Annotated in this window: 18 protein-coding genes; 12 read left to right on the top strand and 6 right to left on the bottom strand. The window is 63.1% G+C overall.

Features of this window, described 5'->3' with window-relative positions:
- Positions 1 to 30: 30 nt before the first annotated feature.
- Positions 31 to 1,065, top strand: a complete 1,035-nt coding sequence (locus FGL95_RS10445) for an AraC family transcriptional regulator (protein ID WP_169586321.1) — start codon at positions 31 to 33, stop codon at positions 1,063 to 1,065.
- Here FGL95_RS10445 and FGL95_RS10440 read toward each other — a convergent pair.
- The 4 genes from FGL95_RS10440 to FGL95_RS10425 are packed head-to-tail and all read right to left on the bottom strand — an operon-like array spanning position 1,034 to position 5,188.
- Positions 1,034 to 1,849, bottom strand: a complete 816-nt coding sequence (locus FGL95_RS10440; RefSeq protein WP_169586319.1) for a DUF1295 domain-containing protein — start codon at positions 1,847 to 1,849, stop codon at positions 1,034 to 1,036. The genes FGL95_RS10445 and FGL95_RS10440 overlap by 32 nt on opposite strands.
- Positions 1,849 to 3,138, bottom strand: a complete 1,290-nt coding sequence (locus FGL95_RS10435; RefSeq protein WP_169586317.1) for an SAM-dependent methyltransferase — start codon at positions 3,136 to 3,138, stop codon at positions 1,849 to 1,851. Before FGL95_RS10435 ends, FGL95_RS10440 begins: the two co-directional genes overlap by 1 nt.
- The gene (locus tag FGL95_RS10430; protein WP_169586315.1) at positions 3,135 to 3,863 is read right to left on the bottom strand and encodes a DUF1365 family protein; all 729 of its coding nucleotides are present in this window, start codon (positions 3,861 to 3,863) and stop codon (positions 3,135 to 3,137) included. Before FGL95_RS10430 ends, FGL95_RS10435 begins: the two co-directional genes overlap by 4 nt.
- Positions 3,860 to 5,188, bottom strand: a complete 1,329-nt coding sequence (locus tag FGL95_RS10425) for an NAD(P)/FAD-dependent oxidoreductase (protein WP_169586313.1) — start codon at positions 5,186 to 5,188, stop codon at positions 3,860 to 3,862. The genes FGL95_RS10430 and FGL95_RS10425 overlap by 4 nt, the downstream gene beginning before the upstream one ends.
- A 97-nt stretch (positions 5,189 to 5,285) precedes the next feature.
- Here FGL95_RS10425 and FGL95_RS10420 point away from each other — a divergent pair, with 97 nt between their 5' ends.
- The gene (locus tag FGL95_RS10420) at positions 5,286 to 5,882 is read left to right on the top strand and encodes a lipocalin family protein (protein WP_169586311.1); all 597 of its coding nucleotides are present in this window, start codon (positions 5,286 to 5,288) and stop codon (positions 5,880 to 5,882) included.
- A 25-nt stretch (positions 5,883 to 5,907) separates the two neighbouring features.
- Positions 5,908 to 7,266, top strand: a complete 1,359-nt coding sequence (locus FGL95_RS10415) for a TIGR01777 family oxidoreductase (protein ID WP_169586309.1) — start codon at positions 5,908 to 5,910, stop codon at positions 7,264 to 7,266.
- 2 nt (positions 7,267 to 7,268) lie between these two features.
- Here FGL95_RS10415 and sigK read toward each other — a convergent pair whose 3' ends face one another.
- Entirely contained in the window at positions 7,269 to 7,865 is a 597-nt protein-coding gene (gene sigK / locus FGL95_RS10410; RefSeq protein ID WP_169586306.1) for an ECF RNA polymerase sigma factor SigK, read from the bottom strand.
- Between the two features lie 126 nt (positions 7,866 to 7,991).
- Between sigK and FGL95_RS10405 the strand changes: the two genes are divergently transcribed.
- The 7 genes from FGL95_RS10405 (at position 7,992) to FGL95_RS10375 (ending at position 14,270) form a co-directional block, all read left to right on the top strand.
- Positions 7,992 to 8,867, top strand: coding sequence for a MerR family transcriptional regulator (locus FGL95_RS10405; RefSeq protein ID WP_169586304.1), 876 nt, complete (start codon positions 7,992 to 7,994; stop codon positions 8,865 to 8,867).
- Positions 8,868 to 9,098: 231 nt separating this feature from the next.
- Entirely contained in the window at positions 9,099 to 10,064 is a 966-nt protein-coding gene (locus tag FGL95_RS10400; RefSeq protein WP_169586302.1) for an alpha/beta fold hydrolase, read from the top strand.
- 133 nt (positions 10,065 to 10,197) lie between these two features.
- Positions 10,198 to 10,491, top strand: coding sequence for a hypothetical protein (locus tag FGL95_RS10395; protein ID WP_169586300.1), 294 nt, complete (start codon positions 10,198 to 10,200; stop codon positions 10,489 to 10,491).
- On the top strand, positions 10,488 to 11,306 hold the full coding sequence (locus FGL95_RS10390; protein WP_169586298.1) for a hypothetical protein: 819 nt from the start codon (positions 10,488 to 10,490) through the stop codon (positions 11,304 to 11,306). The genes FGL95_RS10395 and FGL95_RS10390 overlap by 4 nt, the downstream gene beginning before the upstream one ends.
- A 31-nt stretch (positions 11,307 to 11,337) precedes the next feature.
- A complete protein-coding gene (locus FGL95_RS10385; protein WP_169586295.1) occupies positions 11,338 to 13,245 on the top strand; it encodes a fumarate reductase/succinate dehydrogenase flavoprotein subunit in 1,908 nt (635 codons plus the stop codon).
- The gene (locus FGL95_RS10380; RefSeq protein WP_169586293.1) at positions 13,242 to 13,988 is read left to right on the top strand and encodes a succinate dehydrogenase/fumarate reductase iron-sulfur subunit; all 747 of its coding nucleotides are present in this window, start codon (positions 13,242 to 13,244) and stop codon (positions 13,986 to 13,988) included. Before FGL95_RS10385 ends, FGL95_RS10380 begins: the two co-directional genes overlap by 4 nt.
- A gap of 72 nt (positions 13,989 to 14,060) precedes the next feature.
- Positions 14,061 to 14,270 carry a hypothetical protein gene (locus FGL95_RS10375; RefSeq protein WP_169586290.1) on the top strand — a complete coding sequence of 70 codons (210 nt, stop codon included), beginning with the start codon at positions 14,061 to 14,063 and terminating at the stop codon, positions 14,268 to 14,270.
- A gap of 7 nt (positions 14,271 to 14,277) precedes the next feature.
- On the opposite strand, the gene FGL95_RS10370 is transcribed toward FGL95_RS10375, so the two are convergent.
- Positions 14,278 to 14,478: a hypothetical protein gene (locus tag FGL95_RS10370; RefSeq protein WP_169586288.1), complete on the bottom strand. Its 201-nt coding sequence runs from the start codon at positions 14,476 to 14,478 to the stop codon at positions 14,278 to 14,280.
- Positions 14,479 to 14,711: 233 nt separating this feature from the next.
- On the opposite strand from FGL95_RS10370, the gene treS reads away from it, so the two are divergent.
- Together treS and FGL95_RS10360 are read left to right on the top strand one after the other, a co-directional pair.
- Positions 14,712 to 16,556: a maltose alpha-D-glucosyltransferase gene (treS, locus tag FGL95_RS10365; RefSeq protein WP_338079803.1), complete on the top strand. Its 1,845-nt coding sequence runs from the start codon at positions 14,712 to 14,714 to the stop codon at positions 16,554 to 16,556.
- Positions 16,553 to 17,917 (top strand): maltokinase N-terminal cap-like domain-containing protein, encoded by a 1,365-nt coding sequence (locus FGL95_RS10360; RefSeq protein ID WP_169586286.1) that lies wholly within the window; start codon positions 16,553 to 16,555, stop codon positions 17,915 to 17,917. Before treS ends, FGL95_RS10360 begins: the two co-directional genes overlap by 4 nt.
- Positions 17,918 to 17,955 lie beyond the last annotated feature (38 nt).

Here is a 17,955-nt window from a genome sequence, read left to right as displayed (position 1 = left end):
TTCCCGGGCGTTGTATTGTCATTTTCGGACATGACGACCACCGCAACCAGCGACGCACCCGCGTGGGATCACCCGCGCGGTACAGCCGCAGCACGCATTCTCGTCGAACTCGGCACCGACCGTGGTGTGGCACAGTCCGATCTGCTCGCCGGCTCCGGCATCCGGGCGGCCGAACTCACGGACCCGATGTTCGAGGTGGAAGCCGGCCAGGAACTGACGATCGCCCGCAACCTCGTCCGCAGGCTCGGCAACCCGCCCGGCCTCGGCGTCGACGCGGGAATGCGCTACACCATCGGCCACTTCGGAATCTGGGCGTACGCATTGCTTTCCAGCCCGACGGTGCGCGATATGGTCCGGATCGGCGTCCGGTACGCCGGACTGTCCTTCGCCTTCATCAAGCCGCACTTCGAAGAGGACGACCGGGAAGGCCGAGTGGTTTTCGACGCCGACGAGATACCCGCGGACATGCGCACCTTCTTCGTCGAGCGTGAACTCACCAAACTCGCGACGTTGATGCCGCTTGCCGTCGGCATCCGCATAGCCGACGTGCGGTTCGAAACGACCTTCGACGGGCGTGAGGCCGCTGCGATCCGTTCTCGCATGCCCCAGGCACACTTGCTCACCGCCCGCGAGCGCCACGTCATCGCATTCGACCGCGCGCTGCTCGATGCGAGACTCCCACAAGCAGACCCGGTCACCGCTCGAATGCTGGAAGACCAATGCAACGCGCTGCTGCATGCCAGGCGCCGGCGCCGCGGCGTGGCAAGCCACGTCCGGTCCCTCATCCTTGCCCGCCTCGACGAATCACCGACGATGGAGCAGATCGCAGGCGAACTGCACGTCGATCCACGGACCTTGCGGCGCCAATTGCAGGCGGAGGGGACCTCGTTTCGCGAGCTCATCGAAGAGGTTCGCGAGACCATCGCCGACGAGTTACTCGGCACCGCAGGCCTGACTGTGCACGACGTCGCAGGCCGCCTCGGCTACCACGACGCTGCCGGATTCACCCGCGCGTACCGCCGCTGGACAGGAACTACGCCCGGCCGTGGGCGGCGTGGCGCTTAGGTGGCCGCGGGATGAAGTAGCTGGTCCGCTGCTGGTACTCGGGATAGCCTGGCCGTTTCGACATGGTCTTCTCCAGCAGCCTTGCGCCCGTGGCGAAGACGAGGAAATAGGTCATCGCAATCGGTGAAAGCACGGTGAGCACCCCGGGCCACACGCTCGCTGCAATCAGCCAGAGCCCCCACCAGACAAGGGAATCGCCGAAGTAGTTCGGGTGCCTCGTCCAGGCCCACAGGCCCAAGTCCATGACCTTGCCTTTGTTCGCCGGATCGGCCTTCCACTGCGCCAACTGCGCATCACCGACGGCTTCGAAGAACACGCCAGCCACCCACAGGACAACGCCGATGCCGAGCACAACGGTCAGGTGAGTGGGCCCCACTGCTGCCGACAGTTGCAGGGGTAGCGAGACGAACCATTGCGCAAGCCCTTGGGTGAAGAAGATCCGTCGGAGCACCACGCGCGGACTGTTACCGCCGGACCGTTCCAACAGTGCCGTGTACCGCGGGTCCTCTCCCTTGCCGCGCGACTTGCGCACCATGTGCCAGCTGAGCCGAACGCCCCAGACTGTCGTGAGTACGAGCAGCAACACCCGGCGCGCGGCGTCACCGTCGCCGAGCACAGCCGCCACCGCTGCCACCAGGACGAACCCGACTCCCCAGGTCACGTCGACCACGTTGTAGCGCCCGATTCGCCGGCCGATGTCGAACGAGATCACATGTGCGAGAGCGAGAACGACCACACTCGAACCCGATACGAGGGCGAACGATGCCCAATCGACCTCGGCCATCATTGCTCCCGTGATTTGTTCAGGACGATCTGGTGGACGTTGAGGTAGCCAGACCGGAAGCCGGCTTCCGAGTACGCGAGATAGAACTGCCACATCCGGCGAAATGTCTCGTCGAAGCCGAGTTCGAGCACCTGCCGACCATGCGCGCTGAAGCGCTCGCGCCAGAGTCGCAACGTCTCCGCATAGTGCTCACCCATGGCGAACGTGTCTTCGACCCGAAGTGACGTGCATTCGGCGGTAATGTCCTCGATCGCACGCAACGACGGAAGAAACCCGCCGGGGAAGATGTACTTCTGGACCCAGGTGTAGGTGTTGCGAGTGGCTTTCATCCGGTCGTGCGGCATCGTAATCGCCTGCAGCGCAACCTTTCCTCCGGGGACGAGCAAGTTGTCGATGACCTTGAAGTAGGTCTCCCAGTATCGGTGACCGACTGCTTCGATCATCTCGACGGACACGATCGCATCGTAGGAACCCTCGATCGAGCGGTAGTCGAGCAGATCGATCGACACAGCATCTTCGTGCCCGGCTTCGGCAACTCGAACCCGCGCCAGTTCCTGCTGCTCACGCGAAAGCGTCACCGAGTGCACGACCGCGCCGCGCGCAGCTGCACGAATAGCGAGTTCCCCCCAGCCCGTTCCGATTTCGAGCAGGCGCGTCCCTGGACCGACACTCGCGGCGTCGAGCAGACGATCGATCTTTCGGCGCTGCGCATCGGCAAGCTGGTCCCATTGCTCGAAGAGGGGCTCGATGAACAGTGCGCTCGAGTAGGTCATCGTCTCGTCCAGGAACAGGGCGAACAACTCGTTCGACAGGTCGTAATGGCTGGCGATGTTCTCCTGGGTGTTGTGCGCAGCACCATCGTCGGAGGGTGGCGGTGTGGCGACGAACAAGGACCGCATCCGCTGCAGTGCCGGCGGAACGAGGTGGGTGATCCGGGACGCGAGCACAGTGAGCACCGCGGCGGGGTCGGGCGAAGTCCAGTCGCCGACCATGTATGCCTCGCCGAACCCGATGAGACCGTGCGCACCGATTCGCGCCGCGAAGGCCTCGGGGCGACGAATGATCATGCGCGGCAATATGTGCTCGAACTGTCCTGCGCCGATGACGGTGCCGTCCGGATACTCGACGCGTAGGTCGAGCCGGGCTGCTGCACGTCGAAACAGCCTGTCGGCACCACGACCGAGGATTCGCGCTTTCAGACCCCTGGGCACTTGCACCAGCCCTTGCCAAATGTGATCGTCGACGTCTGATGAATTCGATGCGGTGCCATCGATGCTCGGGCTACTCATGTGATCGATTCCTCTCGCCTTGCGGTAATGCCGCGCGGCACCACCGGCACACCGCGCGCCCATAATGCGATGCCCTGCTTGCGAATTCGGGCTGATACTGCGAGTGGCGCCAGGGGATTGCGAAGTTGTGTGCGTACGATATTGGCTGTCGTCGCATCCCGCCGCACCCCGGCTACCGTGGCGACGAACGGGGCGTGCCCTTCGCGGCGCAGGGCGATCCGCAGCGACATCTGCTCAGCAGGCTCCGGTAGGGACATGTCGTAGGACCCCGAGACGTCGTTGAACGGCGACACATAGAACTTCTTGTCCGTCCTCGCTCGCCCTTTGGCATCGGTTTGCAACAGGTAGCTGTGCCTGCCGCCGTAGGTGTTGTGCACCTCCGCAACGACGTTGGTGACGTTGCCGTCCGTGTCGTGGCACCAGAAAAGAGTGAGCGGATTGAAGACGTGGCCGAGAACGCGCGCGTTGGTCAGGCAGGTGATCCTGCCACTGCACTCGACACCATGTTCCGCGAGAAACCCATCGATGCGCGCACGCAGGTCGGCTCCCGGCGGTTCCAGGTGATCGTCGGCCCGGAAGCGCGCAAACGGCCGTAGGACGCGCGGGGGCCTTGGCAAATCGTCGACATCGACATACCAGCTGTAGCTGCGATAGGAGAACGAGTGACGCACCGGATCGGTCCGGATGTGCCAGATAGTCGTGTCGTACAGGGCGGGTGCGGTCACGTCGTCACAGCACCTTCGCGCGAGTGTTCCGCATTACTTCCGGTCCACGATCCGCCGATTCGCTCAGCTGCTCGCAGCCCCGACACGGCACCGTCTTCGTGGAAGCCCCAACCGTGATACGCGCCTGCGAACGCGAGCACATCTGACCCGAGCTCCGGCAGACGAGATTGCGCTGCAACGGATTCCGGGGTATAGATCGGGTGCTCGTAGGTCATTTCGGCGATCACCGACTCCGGCGCAACGTAGCGTTCGCCACCGAGCGTGACCAGGAATCGTCGATCGGCGACGGAGTCGAGGCGCATCAGACGCGTCAGGTCGTAGGTCACGACCACGCCGTCCTCGTCGGTGGACGGAATCAGATAGTTCCAGGACGCACGAGCGCGCGCCGCACGCGGCAGGACGGATTCGTCGGTGTGCAGCTGCGCACGATTGACCGAGTACGGCATTGCGGCCAGCACGACCGACTCCAGCAACGTCGGTTGGGCGAGGAGATCCAACGCTTGGCGCGGATGCACGGCGACCACCGCTGCGTCGAAATTACGTACTGCATTGTTGCTATCGGTGATCGAAACCCCATTGGCGGACCGAACTATTCGCGTGACGCGCGTGGACATGAGGACCACGTCGAGAGTCGCCGCGACCTTCTCGACATACCGGGCAGACCCGCCTGTGACCGTGCGCCACCGAGGCGATCCGAAAACGGTCAACATGCCGTGGTGTTCGAGGAAGCGGAACAGATACCGGGCCGGATATTCGGGCGCGATCTTCGGATCGCACGACCACACCGCAGCCACCAACGGTCGCATGAAATGTTCGAGGAAGAAGTCGCTGAACCGATGTCTGATGAGGAACTCGCCCAGCGATTCGTCCTCCGCATCGGCAGGTAGCGCGAGGGCAGCGCGTGCATGCTTGTGGAAACGTCTGACGTCGGCGAGCATCGCCAGGTAGCGCCCGCGCCCGACCGTGCCGATCGTGGGGAACAGCCCCGAAAGCCCCTTGGCGCCGGCGTATTCGAGGCCCGATGCCGACGAGCGGACCGACATCGACATATCCGAGTCCTGAGTCGCCACATCGAGTTCTTCGAACAGTCGCAGCAGCGTCGGGTAGGTGCGGTCGTTGTGAACGATGAATCCAGTATCGACGCTCACGTGCCGACCGGAGCCGAGGTCTATGTCATGGGTGCGGGCATGGCCCCCCAATCGGTCGTCCGCCTCGTAGAGAGTGACGCGGTCGTGCTTGGCGAGCACGTAGGCTGCCGTCAGCCCGGCAACGCCGCTACCGATCACCGCGACGCTGCGGCCTCGCGGGCCATTCGATTCGCGCATGTGATGTGTTCGGAGCCCAGACGCGGTCAGACACGTCACGATCTCGACGAGTAACGCGGATCACACACCTATCCGTCCGCAACCGGGGCTCCGAACAATGACAGTGATCAAATACATGCGGGCAGTCGGCGTCGGGTTGTTCGCTGCGATGACATGGGTGTGCACACCGGGCGTCGCGCAGGCCGCTGACCTGCAGCCCGTCCCATCCCTTGACGTCGAGCGCTACCTCGGCACCTGGTTCCAGCTGGCGTCGGTGCCACAACCGTTCAGCCTCGAATGTGCCCGCGACACCCGCGCGACCTACTCGTTGAACGATCCGACGAACGTCCGCGTCGACAACCGCTGCACCACTTGGACGGGTGGCGAGAACCGGATCATCGGCAACGCTCGAGTCAACGACGCGACGACGCAGGCGCAACTGCATGTCAGCTTTCCCGGAGTTCCGTTCCAGTCCACACCCGACGGTCCCACCAATTACATCGTCACTTTCATCGCCGACGACTACTCCTGGGCGTTCGTGGGTGATCCGGCTCGACTGTCGGGCTTCGTGCTATCGCGCACACCAGCCGTAAGTTATGAGCAATGGCGCGAAATCCGGTCCGTCGTCGAATCCCGCGGATACAACGCCTGCCTGCTGCTCACGTCGCCGACGACGGGCGGACTCGACGAGACCCGCCCGCTCTGCACCGTGTGACGCGCCCCCCTCGATTGGAGTTGGAATGAGCATCGAGTTTTCGAGCGTCCTCGAATTTCCGCGGTCGGTTGTGTTCGACTGGCATGCGAGGCCGGGTGCCATAACGCGACTCTCGCCCCCGTGGCAACCGATGCATGTGGTTGCAGAATCGCCTTCGCTGAAAGACGGCCGCGCTGTCCTCGGCTTCCCAGCTGGACTCCGTTGGGTAGCCGACCATGACAGCACCGAATACGACCCGCCACGGCAGTTCGTCGACGCACTGGGCCACAGCGGTCCGGCCTCGTGGCCGGTCCGAGCGATCGGCCATTGGCGGCACACTCACGAATTCGAAGAACTCGGTCCCAACGCCACCCGCATGACCGACCACGTCGACACTCCCGTCCCTGCAGCGTTGTTGCGCTCGATGTTCGCCTACCGGCACCGCCAGCTGACCGAAGATCTGGCCGCACACGACGCTGCTGCGAGCGAAGGCGCCGTCCCGATGACCGTCGCCGTGACCGGCGCCACCGGACTTGTCGGGTCCGCGTTGACGGCGTTCCTCACGACCGGCGGTCACCGTGTCGTCCGCCTCGTGCGCCACGACCCGAGCTCGGACGACGAACGTCGCTGGGATACCGCCCATCCCGCGGCGGACCTGCTCGACGGCGTCGACGCCGTCATCCATTTGGCGGGTGCGTCCATCGCCGGACGATTCACCAAGGTGCACAAGCGAATCGTGCGCGAGAGTCGCATCGGGCCGACCCGCGAGTTGGCCCGAGTTGCTGCAACCACGAATAACGGTCCGCGAACGTTCGTGACGGCGTCGGCAATCGGGTTCTACGGCGCCGACCGTGGTGCGGAACCGTTGACCGAAGAGAGTTCTCGCGGCGACGGATTTCTCGCCGACGTGGTCGCCGATTGGGAAGCCGCGACCGCGCCTGCGGAGGAGGCGGGCCTGCGAGTAGTGCAGGTGCGCACCGGAATCGTCCAGTCGTCTCGGGGCGGCGCACTCAAACTGCAGTACCCGCTGTTCGCGGCCGGCCTCGGCGGGCCGCTCGGCGACGGCAGGCAGTGGCTGTCGTGGATCGGCCTCGACGACCTCATCGACGTCTACTACCGGGCGCTGTACGACGAGCGGGTCCGCGGGCCCCTCAATGCAGTTGCACCGCAACCTATCCGGAACAGGGCATACACGGACACGTTGGGAACTGTGCTGAAACGTCCGACGGTGCTTCCCGTCCCGTCCTTCGGGCCACGAATCTTGTTGGGCAAGGAAGGCGCTGACGAGCTGGCCTTGGCCGATCAGTTCGTCGTGCCGGACCGGCTGGAAACTCTCGGACACCGGTTCAGGCACCCCACACTGGAGGCGACGTTGCGCCACCAACTCGGTCGGCAGTCGGCCTGAAGTCAGGCAAAGCTCCGCTCGTCGACGATGTGGGCAAGTCTGGCCATCGCACCACGGATGCGCTGCTTGACCGTGGACAACGACACTCCGAGCACGCCTGCCGTCTCGCGATAGGTCAGGCCGTTGTAATACGCCAGTTGCAGCGCCTGGCGCTGCAAGTGGGTGAGATCGTCGAGATTTGCTTGCACGCGTTCGCCTGAATCCTTCGCGATGACCGAATCGGATACCGGGTCGTCGTAGCTTCTGCGGACTTCCATTGTCAAACACTGGTTTTCGCGGTCTCGGCGCGATTGCTCGGACCGCACGCGGTCGATCGCGCGGCGGTGCGCCAAGGTGAGCAACCAGCCCAACGCCGTTCCGCGGGCGGGGTCGAATTGGCGCGCCTTGTTCCAGACCTCCGCGAATACCTCTTGCGTGATGTCTTCGGCATGGCCTTGATCGCGAACCACGCGCACAGCCATGCCGTACACCCTGCCCGCCGTGGCGTCGTACAGCCGGACGAACGGGGCTTCGTCGCCCGCCGCGACGCCGGCGATCAACTCCGAGAGCGTTTCGGATTCGTCCGCGCACAGCTTCGTCGGCGCATAGAGCGTTGCCATCAGTCGTCCCTGCGTGCGTCCATGTCTTGATTGTGGCATTTTTTCGACCAGATTGCATCGTTTGTGCATCGTTTTTTTCGGTCATGATCGGCGGATAGTCTCGGCAAACACCAATCCGTTGGCGGCATGCGCGAAGATGGGGACATCGACACACAACTCGTCATCGACCAGAGCACGCCCGCGTACACGGTGCGTGCCGTTGCCGAGCGCCTTGGCGTGCCGACGCCCACGCTCCGGAGCTGGACCTTGCGGTACGGGATCGGCCCGCAACGTCATCAACGCGGCAGGCACCGCAACTACACGGAAGCCGACATCGCGATCCTCGAAAGAATGGTCGCGCTTATCCGCGCGGGGGCGAGCCCAGCAAGCGCTGCACGGACGGCTATTCCGCAGCGTCAACCCGCATCGGACGACCTCGACCGGTTGCTGGCCGCGGCTTTTCGACTCGATTCGGCCGACCTGCTCGGCATACTCGACAGCAACTTCCGCGAACACGGCGTGGTCGCCACGTGGGACCACCTCTGCCGACCTGCGTTCGCGAGCGTGGTCGAACAGCAGTACGACGCCGGCGGTTGCATCGACGTCGAACACATCCTGTCGTGGGCGGTCACGACGAGCCTGCACCGATTGCCTGCCCCTGCAGCTGATCGGCGCAATGCCGTCGTGTTGGCGTGCACGTCGAACGAATCGCATGCGCTGCCGCTGGAAGCATTGCGCGCAGCACTCGCCGAAGCGCATGTCGCGGCGAGCATGCTCGGCGCCGGGGTGCCCGACGACGCCTTGGGCGATGCGCTCAGCCGCGGCGAGGGTCGCGCGACGGCGGTGTTGTGGGCACAGGGTCCCGATACCGCCGACCTGTCGGCAGTACAGACGGCAATCGACGCGCAAGCGCGGGTTTTCGTCGCAGGCCCCGGCTGGGACGATGTGGATCTGCCGCCGGAAGTGGGGCGCATCGACAGCCTCCCGGCCGCTGTCGACCTTCTCCAACAGCGCGCCTCGTAGCGATTTCTAAGTGGCTCTAGACATTTCGCAAGATGTTTGGATAAAAGGCGGATCAGCGCGCTGCGGCTTCAGTTCGACACCGGCTCAATAACGGTTGCATGTCACCTGCACCGTAATAGCTATTTCTGGGTAACCATCCCAATACCCAGGTGATCCAGCAACGAATACGCAGTAACGGACTCGCCCGACACGGCGACATCCGAGTCAGGAACCCAAACCCGGGAGACCTCGATGCTGTCTACTCAACATGTAGCCGCCGCCGACTTCGACGGTCATCGCTTCACGGTGTCGGCCGATGATGGAGTCCCGCTCGCAGGCCGCGAATTCGGCCACAGAAACGCACCGCTCACGGTCGTCTTCGTACACGGTCACTGCCTTCGCGCCGATTCCTGGCGCTACCTCCGCAGCTACCTCTCCAACGCGTGGGGAGCCGAAGTGCGCATGGTCTTCTACGACCATCGCGGCCACGGCGCCTCCGGCGAAGCACCGGTCGAGACGTACACGATCGATCAACTCGGCCACGATCTCGACGCCGTGATCCGCGCCGTCGTCCCTGCCGGACCGATAATTCTCGTCGGCCATTCGATGGGCGCGATGACTGCCCTCGTCTACGCACGGCAGAACCCCGAAGCCATCGGCACCCGGATCGCCGGTATCGGGCTGATCGCGTCAGCGGCCAACGGACTTGCCGACGACGGGATGGGCCGCTGGTTGCGCCGCCCCGCCATGTCGATGCTGTGCCGCGCTGTCGAACGCGCGCCGGGCTTCATGCACATGTCGAAACGATTGAGCAGCAAGGTATGTGAAGCGATCGTCCGCAACACCATGTTCGGCGGCGGCAAGGTGAGCCCCAAGATGGTCGCCGTCGCCGCAGCCATGCTGAACGACACGTCGGTGGTGACGATGACGAGCTTCGTCGATTCGTTCATCGGCTTCGACGAATCCGAGACCCTGCCGATGCTGGAAAACATTCCGTCACTTGTCCTCGGCGGCTCCGACGACTTGATGACGCCGTTCACCCATTCGGTTGCCATGGCCGCCCGGCTACCCGGTTCCGAACTGGTGTGCCTCGACGGCGCCGGTCACAGCGTGCTGCTCGAACGAGCGCCGGACGTTGCGCATGCGATCGCCGGCCTGGTCCAACGAGTGCGCGAACTCGCGATGCCGAAAGCGGCCATCGAACTCGCTGCAGGCTGACCGTTTTCTGGCACGATGGAGAGTGACGAGGGTCACGTTTCCAGGTCGACACTTCGTCTAGCGAACTACCCAGTAGCGCCACCTATGATGACGTAGTGTGCGTTCCGTCACACAGCCCCTCGGAGGTACACACATGGCACCCACCGAATTCAACGAGCTACACCAGACATTGGGCCAGCTCAGACAGTGCATCGGCACCCTGCGTTCGCAATACGGCGACGCCCGGTCGGTGCGCCGATTGGCAAACGACCTCGATCGACTCGATATCGACGTCGCAGAGCTCGAAGAGTCACCGCCGCCGAAGGTCACGTCGAGCGCGCCCAAGCGCGACGTCATCTACGTTCCGGACAACAAGTCCGACGAGTCAGCATGGTTGGGCGCTCAGGACGAGGGTCTCGGGTTCCACTCGCGCGAGCGGACCAAGTGAGCGCACCAGCCAACGAACAAAGCACCGGGGTCTTTTCCCCTTCACGGGCACAGATCGCCGCACGCACGCTCAGGACGGATCGCTGGTGGCTGCCCCCATTGGTGACAGCCATCGGCCTTGGGATCTTCGTCGTATACGCGGGAACGAGATCGTTCGTCCGAAGCGCGTACTACGTCGCGGATTACCACTACTTGACCCCTTTCTACTCACCATGTCTGTCGACATCGTGTGTGGAAGGCTCGAGCCATTTCGGCACTCCGCTTCCGGACCTGCCGATGATCATTCCGTTGGCGTTCGTCGGCCTGCCGTTCCTGCTCTTGTTCCGGCTGACCTGCTACTACTACCGAAAGGCGTACTACCGCGCCTTCTGGTTGTCGCCGCCCGCCTGTGCGGTCGCCGAACCGCACGCGAAGTACTCGGGTGAGACGCGCTTTCCGCTGATCATTCAGAACGCGCACCGCTACTTGTTCTATGCGGCCGCGATCATTTCGATCATCAACACCTACGACGCGATCGTGGCGTTCCACAGTCCTGGTGGGTTCGGGTTCGGCCTCGGCAATGTCATCCTCCTCGGCAACGTGATCTTGCTCTGGGCCTACACGTTGTCGTGCCATTCGTGCCGCCACATCACGGGCGGACGGCTGAAGCACTTCTCGAAACACCCAGTCCGCTATTGGATCTGGACGCAGGTATCGAAACTCAACACACGGCACATGCAGCTGGCGTGGATCACGCTGGGCACCCTGATGCTCACCGATTTCTACATCATGCTCGTCGCGAGCGGAACGATCTCAGACCTGCGATTCATCGGATAGCACTCCTAGTTCAGCTAAGGATCGAATCTCTATGGCAGAAGTTGAACGGCACAAGTACGACGTAGTCGTAATCGGTGCCGGTGGTGCTGGGCTGCGCGCAGTTATCGAGGCACGCGAGCGTGGCCACTCGGTCGCCGTCGTGTGTAAGTCGCTCTTCGGCAAGGCACACACCGTCATGGCCGAAGGCGGGTGCGCGGCGTCGATGGGCAACGCGAACCCGAACGACAACTGGCAGACCCACTTCAAAGACACGATGCGCGGCGGCAAGTTCCTGAACAACTGGCGGATGGCCGAGCTGCACGCCAAGGAGGCGCCCGACCGCGTCTGGGAACTCGAGACCTACGGCGCATTGTTCGACCGCACCAAGGACGGCCGGATCAGCCAGCGCAACTTCGGTGGTCACACGTGGCCGCGGCTCGCGCACGTCGGCGACCGCACCGGCCTGGAGATCATCCGAACGATGCAGCAGAAGATCGTCTCGCTGCAGCAGGAGGACTTCAAGGAGACCGGCGATTACGAGGCGCGGATCAAGATCTTCGCCGAGTGCACCATCACCGAGCTGCTCAAAGACGGTGACCGGATTTCCGGCGCGTTCGGGTACTACCGCGAAACCGGCAATCTCGTATTGTTCGAGACGCCTGCGGTTGTGCTGGCGACCGGTGGCATCGGCAAGTCCTACATCGTGACGTCGAACTCGTGGGAGTACACAGGGGACGGTCATGCGCTGGCCCTGCGGGCAGGCGCAACGCTGATCAACATGGAATTCCTGCAGTTCCATCCGACCGGCATGGTGTGGCCACCGAGTGTCCGAGGCATCCTGGTCACCGAAGGCGTCCGCGGCGACGGTGGAGTACTGAAGAACACCGACGGCAAGCGGTTCATGTTCGACTACATCCCCCCGGTGTTCAAAGGTCAGTACGCGGAATCCGAAGAAGAAGCCGACAAGTGGCTCGCGGACAACGATTCGGCTCGTCGCACGCCCGACCTACTTCCCCGTGACGAAGTCGCGCGAGCAATCAACACGGAAGTCAAGGAAGGCAGGGGAACTCCGAACGGCGGTGTCTACCTCGACATCGCGTCGCGCATGCCTGCGGCCGAGATCATTCGCCGGCTGCCGTCGATGCACCACCAGTTCAAGGAACTGGCGGACGTCGACATCACCAAGGAGCCGATGGAAGTCGGGCCGACCTGTCACTACGTGATGGGTGGGGTCGAAGTCGATCCGGACACCGCGGCCGCAACGGTCCCTGGCTTGTTCGCAGCGGGGGAGTGCTCGGGCGGCATGCACGGCTCGAACCGGCTCGGCGGCAACTCGCTGTCGGACCTGCTCGTCTTCGGTCGCCGCGCGGGCCTCGGCGCCGCCTCGTACATCGAAGGCCTTGCCGAACGCCCCACAGTGTCCGAAGCCGATGTCGAGGATGCTGCGGCGGGAGCGCTTGCTCCGTTCGGCGACAGCGGGGAGAACCCGTACACGTTGCACTCGGACCTGCAGAAGGTGATGAACGAGCTCGTCGGGATCATCCGCAAGGAGAACGAGGTCCAAGAAGCGATCGAGAAGCTTGTCGTCTTGCGTGATCGCTACGAGAACGTCGCGGTGTCGGGCGGCCGACAGTTCAACCCCGGTTGGCATGTGGCGATCGACATGCGAAACATGTTGCTGGTCAGCGAATGTGTGGCCAAGGCGGCATTGCTGCGGACCGAAAGCCGCGGCGGCCACACCCGCGACGACCACCCGAAGATGGAAGCTCAGTGGCGCAACACGCTGCTGGTCTGCGAGGTCGACAGGTCCGTCGGCAACAAATTCGTTCCCGGTGTGACGGTGACGCCGAAGGCTCAGATCCCTATGCGCCCCGACCTGCTGGAACTCATCGATATCGCCGAAGCCGAGAAGTACTTCACCGAAGCCGAACTCGCCGACCATCCAGGGAGGACGTCATGAGTTACGACGCACAATTCCGAGTGTGGCGCGGTGATATCGAAGGCGGTGAGCTGAAGGACTACACAGTCGAGGTGAAAGAGGGCGAAGTCGTCCTCGACATCATTCACCGGCTGCAGCAGACTCAGACGCCGGACCTCGCCGTTCGATGGAACTGCAAGGCGGGCAAATGCGGATCGTGCTCAGCCGAGATCAACGGCCGTCCGCGTCTGCTCTGTATGACTCGCATGTCGACGTTCGAAGAGACCGACGTCATCACGGTCACTCCGATGCGGACCTTCCCCGTGATGCGAGACCTCGTCACCGATGTGTCGTTCAACTACAAAAAGGCGCGCGAGATCCCCTCGTTCACGCCGCCGCCCAATTTGAAGCCGGGCGAGTACCGGATGCAGCAGGTCGACGTCGAGCGGTCGCAGGAATTCCGCAAATGCATCGAATGCTTTCTGTGCCAGAACACTTGTCACGTCGTCCGCGATCATGAGGAGAACAAGGAGTCGTTCGCGGGTCCGCGGTACCTCATGCGCATCGCCGAGCTAGAGATGCATCCTCTCGACGTCGCAGACCGCCGCAACGACGCGCAGGAGGAGCACGGGCTCGGCTTGTGCAACATCACGAAGTGCTGCACCGAGGTGTGCCCCGAGCACATCAAGATCACCGACAACGCGTTGATCCCCATGAAAGAACGTGTAGCCGACAAAAAGTACGACCCGATCGTCTGGCTCGGGAACAAGCTCTTCAGACGCTAGTTTTTGCGTTTCCACCGTCGTAGGTGTGGGTACCCCTCGGGGAAGCCCACACCTACGAACGGAGGCTGCGAAATGCGTATCGCAGCAGTTATTGTCTTGATCTGGTTGATCATCGGCGCTTTGGCCGCCGGGCAACGTGGTTACTACAAAGGTCCGGCAGATACCTGTGCCGGCATGGGGACGATCGCGCTGACGATCGTCGCGGGTCCACTCAACTATGTGGGGGTCAATCCGAAGGTCGCCGACTGCGACACCCCGGACCTCCCGCAGCCGAGCCCGTAGTGGGCGCTCAGAGCAGCGCTACGACCGCTGCGCTGGCGATGAATACAACGACCCCCACAACGGCAGCAGACACTACCGACCCTGTCATCACTGCAACTCCCGCAGTGGCGACCGCGCACAGCAAGCAGACGATGAGCCATTCGACCAAATCGGCGCCGAGTACCGAGAAGTTGACCCTCTGGTTTGGAGATTTGACGACGTTGTCCATACTCCGGATTACTCCTTAATGGGAGAAGTAGACCAATTACTACCATACTGACTGGTTCGCTGGAAGAAATTGTTCCGATGAATTTCCGCAGGCACTATCTCGAGCCGATAAACGGTAGGTAACACACCACAATCAAGACCTGCGGAGAGAATTCCACCGGAATACAAGGGCGATCGACAGGTATCGAGCACGAAACACCATGGCCGGTTCCCGGCCGGAAGGGATCGCGCACAGTGCACACACCCCTGGACGAACTGTCGAGGACGCAGACGGACTCGACGGGACATACGGCTGACGGGCATTTGGTCGAAGCTCAATCAGACGCCTTTACGCACGCCAAACCACTTCGAGTCGACCACCAATGGTTCAAACGCGCGGTGTTCTACGAGGTGTTGGTCCGCGCGTTCTCCGACTCGACGAATGACGGCACCGGCGACCTCGCCGGATTGACCGACAAACTCGATTACCTCGCGTGGTTGGGCGTCGATTGCCTTTGGCTGCCGCCGTTCTACGACTCGCCGCTTCGCGACGGTGGATACGACATCAGAGATTTCCGGCTCGTCCTACCCGAATTCGGGACCGTCGAAGATTTCGTCACCCTCGTCGACCAAGCGCACCGCCGAGGAATGCGCGTCATTACCGATCTTGTTATGAACCACACGTCCGATACGCATGCGTGGTTTCAGCAATCACGGACCGATCCGACTGGGCCGTACGGTGATTACTACATCTGGGCGGACGACGATACGGGTTTCCCCGATGCGCGCATTATTTTCGTCGACACCGAGGAGTCGAACTGGACGTGGGATCCGGTTCGACGCCAGTATTACTGGCACCGATTCTTTTCCCACCAGCCCGACCTCAACTACGACAATCCCGAAGTCGCCGACGCAATGATCGACGTCCTGCGCTTTTGGCTCGACCTCGGAATCGACGGTTTTCGATTGGACGCCGTCCCTTACCTTTTCGCGCGCGAAGGTACGAACTGCGAGAATCTGCCCGAAACACATGCGTATCTCAAACGGTGCCGAAAAGTGGTCGATACCGAATATCCCGGTCGGGTGTTGCTGGCCGAGGCGAATCAATGGCCGGCAGACGTCGTCGAGTACTTCGGCGAGCCGGAGCGAGGCGACGAGTGCCACATGGCATTCCACTTCCCGCTGATGCCGCGAATCTTCATGGCGGTCCGACGGCAGACCCGCATCCCGATCTCGGAAATCCTGGCCCAGACGCCTGCGATACCCAGTTCCGCGCAGTGGGGAATCTTCCTGCGCAATCACGATGAATTGACGCTGGAGATGGTCACCGACGACGAACGTGACTACATGTATGCCGAATACGCCAAAGACCCGCGAATGAAAGCGAACATCGGCATTCGACGCAGGCTGGCGCCGTTGCTGGAAAACGATCGAAATCAGTTGGAGCTCTTCACCGCGCTTCTGCTCAGTCTGCCCGGCTCGCCGATGTTGTACTACGGCGACGAAATCGGTATGGGAGACAACATTTGGCTCGGTGACCGCGATTCGGTCCGTACGCCGATGCAATGGACGCCCGACAGGAACGCCGGGTTCTCCCGTGCCGACCCGGGGCGAATGTATTTGCCGGTCATCATGGACCCGACATACGGTTTTCAGGCAGTCAATGTCGAGGCCCAAATGCGTTCGACCAGCACGCTATTGCACTGGACCCGCCGGATGATCCACGTGCGCAAGCAGCATCCCGCGTTCGGGCTCGGCACCTTCACCGAACTCGGCAACAACAATCCGTCGGTACTTTCCTACCTTCGTGAACTGGCACCGTCGCAGACGGACCGCCGCGACAGCGACGTCATCCTGTGCGTCAACAATCTGTCGCGATTCCCGCAGGCCGCGATCCTCGACCTCTCGGATTTCGAAGGTCGAATTCCGGTGGAACTGACCGGGTCGATTCCGTTTCCGAAGATCGGCGCCGAGCAGTACATGATCACGCTGCCCGGTCATGGGTTCTATTGGTTTGCGCTGCAGCCGGACCCGTCGACCGACGGAGGACGGTCCGGCCACCTGGTCAGCAGCGAGGCCGAAGCGGCGGTACAGCGATGACATTGGCGACACCTACCGATACCGAACTGGAAACCGTTCTGGCGCAGTGGTTACCGACACAGCGCTGGTTCTCGGCGAAGAACGGCGCGATCGCCCGAGTTCGGATCGCTGTCCGTGAGCCCCTGCTAGCCGCAGACGATCTTGCCGCCGACCACCTGATCGTCGTGGTCGAGCTCGACGACGGCGGCGCTACTCGGTACCAGGTGCCGCTCGCGTACCGAGCGCAGGTGCCGGAAGCACTTGCGCCATGGGCGCTTCCACCGGGCACGCTGCCCGTTGCCTGCTACGACGCATTGTCCGACCACGACGTCGTCGTGCGCTACCTGCAAGCACTCGAACAGTCGCAGTCCATCGGCGCGCTGCGATTTCGGCGAAGCGGGTCGGCGCATACCGTGCCGACGGGCCGCAGCCGGGTGATCGGGGCCGAGCAGTCCAACACGAGTGTCGTCGTCGGGGAGTCCCTGATCCTCAAGCTGTTCCGACACATTCAGCCGGGCATCAACCCGGACCTCGAATTGCACATGGCCCTCGACGCTGCAGGCTGCGACTCCGTCGCTCACCTACGCGGATGGATCGAATTGGAGGCGGGCAGCGAATCCGGCACGGTGGCGATCGCGCACCAATTCGTCCCCAATGGGGTCGACGGCTGGGACATGGCAATGACGAGCGTGCGAGATCTTGTCGCGGAAGCCGACCTGCACGCCAGCGAACTCGGCAGCGATTTCGCCGGCGAATCGCATCGGCTCGGCGAGACCGTCGCGCATGTGCACGCCGACCTCGCTCGCGTGCTCGGCAGCGAGCCGCGGGAGGTCGCCATCGACGCAATGCGTAGCCGCCTCGACGATGCTGTACGCACAATCCCGGAGATTGCCGATCAGCGCCGCGCGGCCGAGGCGGTATTCGACCTGGCAGCTGCTGCGGGCCCCACGGCCGTCCAACGGATTCACGGCGACCTACACCTCGGCCAGGCGCTGCGGACCCCGTCGCGATGGGTGCTGATCGATTTCGAGGGCGAGCCGGTCAAGACGATCGCGCAACGCAGGCAACCCGACAGCCCGCTTCGCGATATCGCGGGGATGCTGCGGTCGTTCGACTATGCAGGCAGGCACCCGTTGGCCGATGCGGCAGCGGGATCGCAGTCGCAGCGCGAGTTCCGCGCAACGGAGTGGACGGCGCGCAACAGCGACGCTTTCTGCGACGGTTACGCGGAGGTCGCAGACGAGGACCCGCGCGACCAGCCGGCGCTATTGCAGGCGTATCAACTCGACAAGGCGATCTACGAAGCGGTCTATGAAGCTCGGCACCGCCCGAGCTGGTTGCCGCTGCCGATCCGCGCCATCACGCGGCTGGTCACGCTGTAGCTACCAGCGCACGCCGAGCCAGGCATAGATCCACTCCA

Source organism: Antrihabitans stalactiti (genome assembly GCF_012932915.1).
In the GTDB taxonomy this organism is placed as follows: Bacteria; Actinomycetota; Actinomycetes; order Mycobacteriales; family Mycobacteriaceae; genus Antrihabitans; species Antrihabitans stalactiti.
Note: the sequence above shows the minus strand (reverse complement) of the source record. Positions and strands in the feature narration are given on the sequence as shown.

Coding starts and splice junctions, on each gene's coding strand:
- FGL95_RS10445 (WP_169586321.1), top strand. CDS start 31: ATGACGACCACCGCAACCAGCGACGCACCCGCGTGGGATCACCCGCGC.
- FGL95_RS10440 (WP_169586319.1), bottom strand. CDS start 1,849: ATGGCCGAGGTCGATTGGGCATCGTTCGCCCTCGTATCGGGTTCGAGT.
- FGL95_RS10435 (WP_169586317.1), bottom strand. CDS start 3,138: ATGAGTAGCCCGAGCATCGATGGCACCGCATCGAATTCATCAGACGTC.
- FGL95_RS10425 (WP_169586313.1), bottom strand. CDS start 5,188: ATGCGCGAATCGAATGGCCCGCGAGGCCGCAGCGTCGCGGTGATCGGT.
- FGL95_RS10420 (WP_169586311.1), top strand. CDS start 5,286: ATGACAGTGATCAAATACATGCGGGCAGTCGGCGTCGGGTTGTTCGCT.
- FGL95_RS10415 (WP_169586309.1), top strand. CDS start 5,908: ATGAGCATCGAGTTTTCGAGCGTCCTCGAATTTCCGCGGTCGGTTGTG.
- sigK (WP_169586306.1), bottom strand. CDS start 7,865: ATGGCAACGCTCTATGCGCCGACGAAGCTGTGCGCGGACGAATCCGAA.
- FGL95_RS10405 (WP_169586304.1), top strand. CDS start 7,992: ATGCGCGAAGATGGGGACATCGACACACAACTCGTCATCGACCAGAGC.
- FGL95_RS10400 (WP_169586302.1), top strand. CDS start 9,099: ATGCTGTCTACTCAACATGTAGCCGCCGCCGACTTCGACGGTCATCGC.
- FGL95_RS10395 (WP_169586300.1), top strand. CDS start 10,198: ATGGCACCCACCGAATTCAACGAGCTACACCAGACATTGGGCCAGCTC.
- FGL95_RS10385 (WP_169586295.1), top strand. CDS start 11,338: ATGGCAGAAGTTGAACGGCACAAGTACGACGTAGTCGTAATCGGTGCC.
- FGL95_RS10380 (WP_169586293.1), top strand. CDS start 13,242: ATGAGTTACGACGCACAATTCCGAGTGTGGCGCGGTGATATCGAAGGC.
- FGL95_RS10375 (WP_169586290.1), top strand. CDS start 14,061: ATGCGTATCGCAGCAGTTATTGTCTTGATCTGGTTGATCATCGGCGCT.
- FGL95_RS10370 (WP_169586288.1), bottom strand. CDS start 14,478: ATGGACAACGTCGTCAAATCTCCAAACCAGAGGGTCAACTTCTCGGTA.
- FGL95_RS10360 (WP_169586286.1), top strand. CDS start 16,553: ATGACATTGGCGACACCTACCGATACCGAACTGGAAACCGTTCTGGCG.